General features: G+C 53.6%; 3 protein-coding genes, 2 tRNA genes, 3 rRNA genes and 2 pseudogenes. 5 read left to right on the top strand and 5 right to left on the bottom strand.

What is annotated here, in order from left to right; genetic code table 11:
- Positions 1 to 11: 11 nt before the first annotated feature.
- Positions 12 to 1004, bottom strand: coding sequence for a 2-keto-3-deoxygluconate transporter (gene kdgT, locus PI91_RS19800; protein ID WP_008500071.1), 993 nt, complete (start codon positions 1002 to 1004; stop codon positions 12 to 14).
- A gap of 650 nt (positions 1005 to 1654) precedes the next feature.
- Between kdgT and proP the strand changes: the two genes are divergently transcribed.
- Entirely contained in the window at positions 1655 to 3157 is a 1503-nt protein-coding gene (gene proP / locus PI91_RS19795) for a glycine betaine/L-proline transporter ProP (protein ID WP_008500072.1), read from the top strand.
- 32 nt (positions 3158 to 3189) lie between these two features.
- On the opposite strand, the gene PI91_RS19790 is transcribed toward proP, so the two are convergent.
- Positions 3190 to 4143, bottom strand: coding sequence for a nickel/cobalt transporter (locus PI91_RS19790; RefSeq protein WP_039266958.1), 954 nt, complete (start codon positions 4141 to 4143; stop codon positions 3190 to 3192).
- Between the two features lie 494 nt (positions 4144 to 4637).
- Between PI91_RS19790 and PI91_RS19785 the strand changes: the two genes are divergently transcribed.
- The 4 genes from PI91_RS19785 to rrf all read left to right on the top strand — a co-directional run bounded on the left by PI91_RS19785 (position 4638) and on the right by rrf (position 9609).
- A 16S ribosomal RNA gene (locus tag PI91_RS19785) occupies positions 4638 to 6179 on the top strand.
- An 85-nt stretch (positions 6180 to 6264) separates the two neighbouring features.
- A tRNA-Glu gene (locus PI91_RS19780) sits at positions 6265 to 6337 on the top strand.
- Between the two features lie 182 nt (positions 6338 to 6519).
- Positions 6520 to 9421, top strand: a 23S ribosomal RNA gene (locus PI91_RS19775).
- Between the two features lie 72 nt (positions 9422 to 9493).
- A 5S ribosomal RNA gene (rrf, locus tag PI91_RS19770) occupies positions 9494 to 9609 on the top strand.
- The 16S, 23S and 5S rRNA genes sit together here with 1 tRNA gene alongside, the layout of an rRNA operon.
- A gap of 240 nt (positions 9610 to 9849) precedes the next feature.
- Here the strand turns inward: rrf and PI91_RS19765 are convergent.
- The 3 genes and pseudogenes from PI91_RS19765 to PI91_RS19755 form a co-directional block, all read right to left on the bottom strand.
- Positions 9850 to 9926: transfer RNA gene (locus PI91_RS19765), tRNA-Phe, on the bottom strand.
- A gap of 127 nt (positions 9927 to 10053) precedes the next feature.
- Positions 10054 to 10632: pseudogene (locus tag PI91_RS19760) on the bottom strand (transcriptional regulator).
- 49 nt (positions 10633 to 10681) lie between these two features.
- A pseudogene (locus PI91_RS19755) lies at positions 10682 to 12334 on the bottom strand (protein-disulfide reductase DsbD).
- Position 12335: the final 1 nt, after the last annotated feature.

Raw genomic sequence — 12335 nt, 5'->3', positions numbered from 1 at the left:
GGTGCAGTGTGTTAATGGCGGAGTTCGACCGCTTTTCGTTCGATATTCTGCTCGGGGGCATTGGCGTAGCGTTTCGCATATAGCGCCGTGATGATCGGCACCAGTAGCGCAGTGACAATCACGCTGGCGGCAACCAGCGCCGTCGCTGAAGCGGCTACCGGTTCGAAGGCCGGGTTAATCTGGGCAATAATCACCGGGTTGGCGACGGCAGCGCCTGCGGCTGAAGAGGCGGCGACGCCCGCCGTGCCGTTTCCTCCCCCGATCACGCGGTCGGCAACGATCAGCGGAATACCGGTAATGACGATTACGGCGACACCCAGCACAATACCCAGCAGGCCGGTATCAAGGATAACCTTCAGGTTGATGGTGTTCCCTAGCGCAAAGCCGAAGAACGGGATCAGCACCGGCGTGGCTTTGCTGAAGAAATCACGCAGATCGTGATCGAGGTTGCCAAGGGCAAAGCCGATCAGGAAGGGCAGGATTGCGCCGACAAAGTGGTGGGGTTCAAAAGAGGCCAGGCCAGCTGACCCCAGGATCAGCATCGTCATCAGCGGGCCTGATTCGAGAGACATCAAGACAAATGCGCCGGACTCTTCTTTCGTCCCGTACTGGTTCATCAGGCTGGCGTACAATCCGCCGTTAGTCATATCCATCGCGGAGACAATCGCCAGCACCGATAACCCCGCGAAGAACCCGGTCTGAATTCCATTCTCCGGGATGAACATCGCGCATATCATCGCCACCGCCCAGGCTACCGCTATTTTGGTTATTACCAGCGTGCCGGATTTCCGTAATACGGTACCGGTCGCCCGCAAATTAATGGATGCACCGATACAAAAAAACCAGACGGCAAGAATTGGAACCGTGCCCGTTATCATGCCTTTTGTGAAACCACCAAAATATGCCCCGGTATCAGGGGCAAGGGTATTCAGGATGGCGCCCAGCACCAGCGGAACCAGCATCATACCGCCGGGTATGCGTTCTATCGTGGCTTTAATCTTCATGGACAATCCTCACATCTGACCCCGCAGGACGGGCGTTCGGTGTTAAAAATTAGTCAATAAATTCAATTGATTGGCATTTGTTTTTGAGAGGTGTTTCTCGATAACCCTGCCAGGAAAATAAATGTTTTCTCTCGATTAACTTTCTTAGAAAACACATGAAATGCTGTATTCGGATTTATCATGCGATCATTGGAATATTGATTCAATCAAAATAAAACATCGTTTTAGTTATCTTTGTCACATATTCAATGTAAAACTATCGGCGGCTTCCTGATGAAGAAAATTTATGTAAATTGAATGTGAGTAAACGTGGTTTGTTTTTTTGTTGCGAAAGAACTCATGACGTGCGTGAGAGAGCTCATGAGGCGGGGATGAGAAAGGGCTTATTTGCACTGATTGACAAATACTGGACTGAGTTGACCTGTTGCTGAAATATGTGTGAAGTTGATCACAAATATAAACGCTGGTAGGGTAAAAAGGTCATTAACTGCCCAGGCAGGCGTCAACAGGTTCGGTTGTATCGACGTAAAACGTCAATGTAAGTAAACCTGCTACGCTTGAATAAGGCGATTCGCATGGAGCGGATCCCATGGTTCACAGAACGCACGCTGGACTGTGAAACAGACAGGGCCGAGTCAACGAGGATAGCTATGCTGAGAAGGAAAAAGATTAAACCCATCACGCTTCGCGACGTCACCATTATTGATGACGCCAAACTGCGTAAAGCGATTACCGCAGCCTCGCTCGGTAATGCGATGGAATGGTTCGATTTTGGTGTCTACGGCTTTGTGGCCTATGCGTTAGGTAAAGTGTTTTTCCCCGGGGCCGATCCCAGCCTGCAGATGATTGCGGCACTGGGTACGTTCTCCGTTCCCTTCCTGATTCGCCCGCTGGGTGGTCTGTTCTTCGGTATGCTCGGTGATAAATATGGTCGTCAGAAGATCCTGGCTATCACCATCGTCATTATGTCGATCAGTACATTCTGTATCGGCCTTATACCGTCTTACGCCACTATCGGCATTTGGGCGCCGATTCTGCTGCTGATCTGTAAGATGGCACAGGGCTTCTCCGTGGGCGGTGAATATACTGGCGCCTCGATCTTCGTTGCCGAGTATTCTCCTGATCGTAAGCGCGGGTTTATGGGAAGCTGGCTGGACTTCGGCTCCATTGCCGGTTTTGTCCTGGGCGCGGGTGTGGTGGTCCTGATTTCAACCGTGGTGGGGGAAGAGAACTTCCTCGACTGGGGCTGGCGTATCCCATTCTTCCTGGCACTGCCGCTGGGGATCATTGGTCTCTACCTGCGTCATGCGCTTGAAGAGACGCCTGCGTTCCAGCAGCACGTTGATAAGCTGGAGCAGGGTGACCGCGAAGGGCTGCAGGACGGTCCGAAGGTATCGTTCAAAGAGATTGCCACTAAGCACTGGCGAAGCCTGCTGGTCTGTATCGGTCTGGTGATCTCCACCAACGTGACCTATTACATGCTGCTGACCTACATGCCGAGCTATCTGTCGCATAATCTGCACTACTCGGAAGATCACGGTGTGCTGATCATTATCGCCATCATGGTGGGTATGCTGTTTGTGCAGCCGATTATGGGCCTGTTGAGTGACCGCTTTGGTCGTCGACCGTTCATTATTCTGGGAAGCGTTGCGCTGTTTGCCCTCGCCATCCCGGCATTTATTCTGATCAACAGTAATGTACTGGGGCTGATTTTTGCCGGTCTGCTGATGCTGGCGGTGATCCTTAACTGCTTTATCGGGGTGATGGCCTCAACGCTGCCCGCGATGTTCCCGACCCATATTCGCTACAGCGCGCTGGCCGCGGCCTTCAACATCTCGGTGCTGATTGCCGGTCTGACCCCGACGCTTGCCGCCTCGCTGGTGGAGAGCACGCAGAACCTGATGATGCCTGCTTATTACCTGATGGTGATCGCGGTGATTGGTTTGATTACCGGTATTACTATGAAGGAGACGGCGAATCGCCCTCTGAAAGGCGCAACGCCTGCGGCATCGGATATCCAGGAAGCGAAAGAGATCCTCCGTGAGCACTACGATAATGTAGAGCAGAAGATTGAGGATATTGACGCCGAGATTGAAGAGCTGCAGAAAAAACGTTCCCGACTGGTGGATCAGCATCCACGCATCAATGAGTAACAAAAAACCCGCCGCTGGCGGGTTTTCTTTTATTAGCATCCTGCGGCGATGTAGTCGCCATTGGCGCTGATGGGGATCACCGTCAGGAACAGCACCGTCGCGAACAGGATCAGGACTATCCCTCCGGCTATTTTGACGGCCGGCACCAGCCATCTTAATGAGGCGCTTTCTCCGAACCAGGTCACCGTGCGTTCGCGGGCGTGACGTACAGCCAGTGAAAGCCCCATAATAGAGAGCGCGGTTCCCAGAGACATAGTCATGACCGCGGCCATCCCCCAGGTAACAATGCCCAGCGCGTTGGAGAACATCAGGATCATGATTGCCCCGCTGCACGGGCGTGCACCGATCGCCAGTATCACGCCCAGACGGGTTTTCCAGTCGCCCTGCGTCAGGTCTGCACCTACGCCGTGATGGCCGCAGCCACAGTGTTCGTCGTGCTGATGAAGGGGCTTAATGGCAGAGACAGACATCCTGCGCGGGCGCAGGCTCTTCAGCGCCCGGTAAATGACGAATGCGCCGAATGCGCCAATAAGCACTGCGCTGATCTTCTCCACGTACCAGCGGCTGGTACTGATATCCCCTGAGGCGAGGTTAAATCCTACCGCCAGGATAAAGACAAACAGAATGGCGCTGACGCCCTGCATCAGGCTACCCAGGAAGGGGACAACTCGGGCGGCCAGCTCGCTTTCCTTATTGGTGGTCAGATAGGTCGTCACGATGAATTTTCCGTGCCCGGGGCCAATGGCGTGGAGTACGCCATAAAGGAAAGCCCCCGTTAACAACCATAATCCGCCGCTGTACTGGTGGTTATTCAACTGCAGCAGGTACATCACCAGATAGCGGTGCAGGGTAATTTGCGTGGCAAGACACCACTGGATAAAGGCGTTCCAGTGCGTATGCAGGGTAAAACCGGCAAAGAGAATTGCCAGCAGCATCAACCCAGCGGTAGGGAGACGCCAGTCACGGATGAGGCGTTGTGTGGTCATGAAGCGGCCTGCACAGAGAAGAGTATTTGCCGCCAGTATAGTTGATCTTCCCGCTCAATTCGTGGGATCGCATTGGGATCCGTGCAGGATTGTGGATAACTTTGTGCATAAATGGGTATAAGGCGGGGTTTTGCTGGGGAATGCAGCAGTCAGTCATTTTTTTGCAACTTTTCGGTTGCGGTCGTTCGCGAACTACCTATAATGCGCCTCCATCGACACGGCGGATGTGAATCACTTCACAAACAGCCCGGTCGGTTGAAGAGAAAAAATCCTGAAATAACGGGTTGACTCTGAGAGAGGAAAGCGTAATATACGCCACCTCGCAACGGTGAGCGAAAGCCGCGTTGCACTGCTCTTTAACAATTTATCAGACAATCTGTGTGGGCACTCAAAGTGACATGGATTCTTAACGTCCTCGGACGAAAAATGAATACCAAGTCTCTGAGTGAACATACGTAATTCATTACGAAGTTTAATTCACGAGCATCAAACTTAAATTGAAGAGTTTGATCATGGCTCAGATTGAACGCTGGCGGCAGGCCTAACACATGCAAGTCGAGCGGCAGCGGAAAGTAGCTTGCTACTTTGCCGGCGAGCGGCGGACGGGTGAGTAATGTCTGGGAAACTGCCTGATGGAGGGGGATAACTACTGGAAACGGTAGCTAATACCGCATAACGTCGCAAGACCAAAGAGGGGGACCTTCGGGCCTCTTGCCATCAGATGTGCCCAGATGGGATTAGCTAGTAGGTGGGGTAACGGCTCACCTAGGCGACGATCCCTAGCTGGTCTGAGAGGATGACCAGCCACACTGGAACTGAGACACGGTCCAGACTCCTACGGGAGGCAGCAGTGGGGAATATTGCACAATGGGCGCAAGCCTGATGCAGCCATGCCGCGTGTATGAAGAAGGCCTTCGGGTTGTAAAGTACTTTCAGCGGGGAGGAAGGTGTTGAGGTTAATAACCTCAGCAATTGACGTTACCCGCAGAAGAAGCACCGGCTAACTCCGTGCCAGCAGCCGCGGTAATACGGAGGGTGCAAGCGTTAATCGGAATTACTGGGCGTAAAGCGCACGCAGGCGGTCTGTCAAGTCGGATGTGAAATCCCCGGGCTCAACCTGGGAACTGCATTCGAAACTGGCAGGCTAGAGTCTTGTAGAGGGGGGTAGAATTCCAGGTGTAGCGGTGAAATGCGTAGAGATCTGGAGGAATACCGGTGGCGAAGGCGGCCCCCTGGACAAAGACTGACGCTCAGGTGCGAAAGCGTGGGGAGCAAACAGGATTAGATACCCTGGTAGTCCACGCCGTAAACGATGTCGACTTGGAGGTTGTGCCCTTGAGGCGTGGCTTCCGGAGCTAACGCGTTAAGTCGACCGCCTGGGGAGTACGGCCGCAAGGTTAAAACTCAAATGAATTGACGGGGGCCCGCACAAGCGGTGGAGCATGTGGTTTAATTCGATGCAACGCGAAGAACCTTACCTACTCTTGACATCCAGAGAACTTTCCAGAGATGGATTGGTGCCTTCGGGAACTCTGAGACAGGTGCTGCATGGCTGTCGTCAGCTCGTGTTGTGAAATGTTGGGTTAAGTCCCGCAACGAGCGCAACCCTTATCCTTTGTTGCCAGCGGTCCGGCCGGGAACTCAAAGGAGACTGCCAGTGATAAACTGGAGGAAGGTGGGGATGACGTCAAGTCATCATGGCCCTTACGAGTAGGGCTACACACGTGCTACAATGGCGCATACAAAGAGAAGCGACCTCGCGAGAGCAAGCGGACCTCATAAAGTGCGTCGTAGTCCGGATTGGAGTCTGCAACTCGACTCCATGAAGTCGGAATCGCTAGTAATCGTAGATCAGAATGCTACGGTGAATACGTTCCCGGGCCTTGTACACACCGCCCGTCACACCATGGGAGTGGGTTGCAAAAGAAGTAGGTAGCTTAACCTTCGGGAGGGCGCTTACCACTTTGTGATTCATGACTGGGGTGAAGTCGTAACAAGGTAACCGTAGGGGAACCTGCGGTTGGATCACCTCCTTACCTTAAAGAACCTGCCTTTGTAGTGCTCACACAGATTGTCTGATGAAAAGTAAATAGCAAGGCGTCTTGCGATTGAGACTTCAGTGTCCCTTCGTCTAGAGGCCCAGGACACCGCCCTTTCACGGCGGTAACAGGGGTTCGAATCCCTAGGGACGCCACTTGCTGGTTCGTGAGTGAAAGTCACCTGCCGTCATATCTCAAAACTGACTTACGAGTCACGTTTGAGATATTTGCTCTTTAAAAATCTGGATCAAGCTGAAAATTGAAACGACACATCTTAATGGTGTGTTCGAGTCTCTCAAATTTTCGCAATCAGAAGTGAAACATCTTCGGGTTGTGAGGTTAAGCGACTAAGCGTACACGGTGGATGCCCTGGCAGTCAGAGGCGATGAAGGACGTGCTAATCTGCGAAAAGCGCCGGCGAGGTGATATGAACCTTTGACCCGGCGATGTCCGAATGGGGAAACCCAGTGCAATTCGTTGCACTATCGTTAACTGAATACATAGGTTAACGAGGCGAACCGGGGGAACTGAAACATCTAAGTACCCGAGGAAAAGAAATCAACCGAGATTCCCCCAGTAGCGGCGAGCGAACGGGGAGCAGCCCAGAGTCTGAATCAGCTTGTGTGTTAGTGGAAGCGTCTGGAAAGTCGCACGGTACAGGGTGACAGTCCCGTACACGAAAATGCACAGGTTGTGAACTCGAAGAGTAGGGCGGGACACGTGGTATCCTGTCTGAATATGGGGGGACCATCCTCCAAGGCTAAATACTCCTGACTGACCGATAGTGAACCAGTACCGTGAGGGAAAGGCGAAAAGAACCCCGGCGAGGGGAGTGAAAAAGAACCTGAAACCGTGTACGTACAAGCAGTGGGAGCACCTTCGTGGTGTGACTGCGTACCTTTTGTATAATGGGTCAGCGACTTATATTCTGTAGCAAGGTTAACCGTATAGGGGAGCCGAAGGGAAACCGAGTCTTAACTGGGCGTTAAGTTGCAGGGTATAGACCCGAAACCCGGTGATCTAGCCATGGGCAGGTTGAAGGTTGGGTAACACTAACTGGAGGACCGAACCGACTAATGTTGAAAAATTAGCGGATGACTTGTGGCTGGGGGTGAAAGGCCAATCAAACCGGGAGATAGCTGGTTCTCCCCGAAAGCTATTTAGGTAGCGCCTCGTGAACTCATCTTCGGGGGTAGAGCACTGTTTCGGCTAGGGGGCCATCCCGGCTTACCAACCCGATGCAAACTACGAATACCGAAGAATGTTATCACGGGAGACACACGGCGGGTGCTAACGTCCGTCGTGAAGAGGGAAACAACCCAGACCGCCAGCTAAGGTCCCAAAGTCATGGTTAAGTGGGAAACGATGTGGGAAGGCACAGACAGCCAGGATGTTGGCTTAGAAGCAGCCATCATTTAAAGAAAGCGTAATAGCTCACTGGTCGAGTCGGCCTGCGCGGAAGATGTAACGGGGCTAAACCATGCACCGAAGCTGCGGCAGCGACACTATGTGTTGTTGGGTAGGGGAGCGTTCTGTAAGCCGTTGAAGGTGGCCTGTGAGGGTTGCTGGAGGTATCAGAAGTGCGAATGCTGACATAAGTAACGATAAAGCGGGTGAAAAGCCCGCTCGCCGGAAGACCAAGGGTTCCTGTCCAACGTTAATCGGGGCAGGGTGAGTCGACCCCTAAGGCGAGGCCGAAAGGCGTAGTCGATGGGAAACAGGTTAATATTCCTGTACTTGGTGTTACTGCGAAGGGGGGACGGAGAAGGCTATGTTAGCCGGGCGACGGTTGTCCCGGTTTAAGCATGTAGGCGGAGGTTCCAGGTAAATCCGGTACCTTTTAACGCTGAGGTGTGATGACGAGGCACTACGGTGCTGAAGTAACAAATGCCCTGCTTCCAGGAAAAGCCTCTAAGCATCAGGTAACATCAAATCGTACCCCAAACCGACACAGGTGGTCAGGTAGAGAATACCAAGGCGCTTGAGAGAACTCGGGTGAAGGAACTAGGCAAAATGGTGCCGTAACTTCGGGAGAAGGCACGCTGATATGTAGGTGAAGCCCCTGCGGGTGGAGCTGAAATCAGTCGAAGATACCAGCTGGCTGCAACTGTTTATTAAAAACACAGCACTGTGCAAACACGAAAGTGGACGTATACGGTGTGACGCCTGCCCGGTGCCGGAAGGTTAATTGATGGGGTTAGCGGCAACGCGAAGCTCTTGATCGAAGCCCCGGTAAACGGCGGCCGTAACTATAACGGTCCTAAGGTAGCGAAATTCCTTGTCGGGTAAGTTCCGACCTGCACGAATGGCGTAATGATGGCCAGGCTGTCTCCACCCGAGACTCAGTGAAATTGAACTCGCTGTGAAGATGCAGTGTACCCGCGGCAAGACGGAAAGACCCCGTGAACCTTTACTATAGCTTGACACTGAACACTGGTCCTTGATGTGTAGGATAGGTGGAGGCTTTGAAGTGTGGACGCCAGTCTGCATGGAGCCGTCCTTGAAATACCACCCTTTAATGGCTGGTGTTCTAACGTAGACCCGTGATCCGGGTTGCGGACAGTGTCTGGTGGGTAGTTTGACTGGGGCGGTCTCCTCCCAAAGAGTAACGGAGGAGCACGAAGGTTAGCTAATCCTGGTCGGACATCAGGAGGTTAGTGCAATGGCATAAGCTAGCTTGACTGCGAGAGTGACGGCTCGAGCAGGTGCGAAAGCAGGTCATAGTGATCCGGTGGTTCTGAATGGAAGGGCCATCGCTCAACGGATAAAAGGTACTCCGGGGATAACAGGCTGATACCGCCCAAGAGTTCATATCGACGGCGGTGTTTGGCACCTCGATGTCGGCTCATCACATCCTGGGGCTGAAGTAGGTCCCAAGGGTATGGCTGTTCGCCATTTAAAGTGGTACGCGAGCTGGGTTTAGAACGTCGTGAGACAGTTCGGTCCCTATCTGCCGTGGGCGCTGGAGAATTGAGGGGGGCTGCTCCTAGTACGAGAGGACCGGAGTGGACGCATCACTGGTGTTCGGGTTGTCATGCCAATGGCACTGCCCGGTAGCTAAATGCGGAAAAGATAAGTGCTGAAAGCATCTAAGCACGAAACTTGCCCCGAGATGAGTTCTCCCTGAGACTTTAAGTCTCCTGAAGGAACGTTGAAGACGACGACGTTGATAGGTCGGGTGTGTAAGCGCAGCGATGCGTTGAGCTAACCGATACTAATGAACCGTGAGGCTTAACCTTACAACGCCGAAGATGTTTTGGCGAAGAGACGAACAATCAAATTCAGCCTTGATACAGATTAAACAGAATTTGCCTGGCGGCTTTAGCGCGGTGGTCCCACCTGACCCCATGCCGAACTCAGAAGTGAAACGCCGTAGCGCCGATGGTAGTGTGGGGTCTCCCCATGTGAGAGTAGGGAACTGCCAGGCATCAAATAAGAAGAACCCCGTACCGAAAGGTGCGGGGTTTTTTGCTTTGTGCGCCAGAAATCATGCCGGATGACGGCTTCGCCTTATCCGGCTACAAAACCTGTAGGCCCGGTAAGCGCAGCGCCACCGGGCATGGCAGACTGCACGATCCCACGGTAAAAAGAAGCAAGAATACTAAAGGAGGGGATTTATAAACGCAGAAAAGCAAAAACCCAGCCATAGGCTGGGTTCTTATAATAGTGGTGCCCGGACTCGGAATTCGAACCAAGGACACGGGGATTTTCAATCCCCTGCTCTACCGACTGAGCTATCCGGGCAACGGAGCGCATTAAACCGCAATCGCGCCTTATCGTCAACATTATTTCGGGAAAAGCTGTTCAATTGCTTAACTTTGCGGCAATCTGATGGTTTACGCGTCGAATACGTCAAATTTAACAGGTTCGCTTACGTTAACGCCCCGCCCATACGGCACTGAGCAAAGCGCAGAATATCTTCCGCCAGTCGGTGCGCCGTATCCACATCGGCCTGACTACCGGTTCACCAGCATGCGGCTCAGGCAGCCCTCCAGCACCAGCTCCATCTGTTTCGCCACCATTGCCGGGTCATCCACTTCAAGACGGGTAAGCAGCATCGTGAGTGAAGTCATGCGCAGCCCGTTTTTGCTGATCCGCCAACTGATGGACAGGATGGTCGGGATCGGGATAGAACGTACAGGCCGCAATAAACAGGCAGCCCGGATAGCGGTTGTTGCTGACACATTCCGTCAGGGCGGGTATAGCGCGCCAGAAGCTTTTGTTCCGCAGTCAGTTCTTCATTCAGCATCAGCTGCCTGCGCCAGATATCAACCTGCTGGCTGAGATAGCGCAGAGCATCATAAACGAGCGCCTCTTTATCCGGCCAGAAGCGCTTAAGATCATCCAGGGGGTAATCGATACGGTCGGCTACCATCTCAAGCGTGGTGCTGGCGATCCCATAAATCTCAAGTAATTGCAGGGCTTGTCCCAGTACGTCTTCGCGTTGCACGGTTATCTCCTCCGCTATTCCCAACGGTATGTTCCGTTTAAAGTGTTGTTTACGGTTGGCGATTGCGCAAATGCGCTAAATGCTGCTGCATCCATAACCCGGTTACACGCTGTTCTGGCTGCTCCTGAGCCTGCTGATTGAAGAACAGGATGGTTGGCAGCCCGAGCACGTTAAGCTGCTTCAGCAGAGCCTTATCCTGCGCATTATTGGCGGTTACGTTCGCCTGGAGCAGAACCGTCTCTTTCAGGGCGTTTTGTACCTGAGGATCGCTAAAGGTGTATTTTTCAAACTCTTTGCAGGCGACGCACCAGTCGGCATAGAGATCGAGCATCACCGGTTTGCCCTTCGCCTGCGCAAGCGCGCTGTTGAGCTCATCGACGTTCTTAATCTGCATAAAGTTCAAATGCGCCTGCGTCTGGCCGACGGCGAGCGAACGCCCAATCCTGCAGAGACGCACGCTCACCAGCGCGGCGCGAGCAGGAGAATTTGCACCAGGCGCATCCACGCTTTTTTGGCCCCCAGACTGACGATAAATGCCCAGGAGAAGAACGCTACGCCGAGCATCGCCCCACAGGCGAGTGCCCCAGACGTCACCCGTAATGCGTTCCAGCAGAAACACCGGCAGCGCCAGAATCACAAAACCAAATGCGGTTTTCACCGTCTCCATCCACGGCCGCTCTTCGGCAGCAGGCGGTTGCCAAAAACCGTGACCAGAATGAGCGGCAGGCCCATGCCCAGCGCATAAAGGTACAGCGTACCGCCGCCGAGCCACAGATTGCCGCTCTGGGCAATATAGAGCAGGATGGCGCTCAGCGGGCAGTGGTGCAAGGGGAGCAAATCAGTCCGGCGATGGCCCCCATCATAAACACGCCGCCTGCCGAACCACCCTGCTGACGATTGCTCATCAGCGTTAAGCGGGTTTGCAGAGTTGACGGTAACTGCAGCGTGAACAGGCCAAACATCGACAGTGCCAGCAGGATAAATATCGCCGACAGGCCAATCAGCACGTACGGGTGCTGAAGTGCGGCCTGGAACTGCAACCCGGCAGCGGCGACCACAAGGCCGAGCGCCGTGTAGGTCAGCGCCATACCCTGCACGTAAATAAAGGCCAGCAGCAGCGCGCGTGCGGTGGAAAGGCGCTGTTTGCCGCCCAGTACGATGCCAGAGATGAGCGGATACATCGGCAGCACGCAGGGTAAAGGCAATGCCAATGCCAATCAGTAAGGCCCACAGCGCGGAGAACGGAAGGTCAGCGGTATCCTCATGCTTCTCGCCTGAAGGAAGAGGGGAAATCGTGGGCGACGCTTTCACCTCACTAAGCGGAACCACCTTTGTTTCCGGCGGATAGCAGAATCCGGCATCCGCGCATCCCTGGTAGGTCACCGTCAGGGTCGCGCCTTTATCCGCCTGGTTCACCGTAACGGGCACGCTCAGGCGCTGGCGATAGATTTCGCTTTTGCCGTAAAACTCATCTTCATGCCACTCGCCAGGGCATTTGTAATGCGCCCACGCTGGCCTGAGCAGGCGTAATGCTCACCTGCTTGCGATAGAGGTAATAGCCCTCTTTCACCTGCCAGTTGAGCGTAAGGTCGTGCTGGTTTTGCTGGAAATCGAAAACAAACGCCCGATCGGCAGGAATGAAGTTCGAACGGCCGGGCGCGTCAAACAGCCCGGCAAAAACCGATGTGCTGCAAAGCAGCAGG

This window comes from Enterobacter sp. FB, from assembly GCF_000805795.1.
Taxonomy (GTDB): domain Bacteria; phylum Pseudomonadota; class Gammaproteobacteria; order Enterobacterales; family Enterobacteriaceae; genus Enterobacter; species Enterobacter roggenkampii.
Note: the sequence above shows the minus strand (reverse complement) of the source record. Positions and strands in the feature narration are given on the sequence as shown.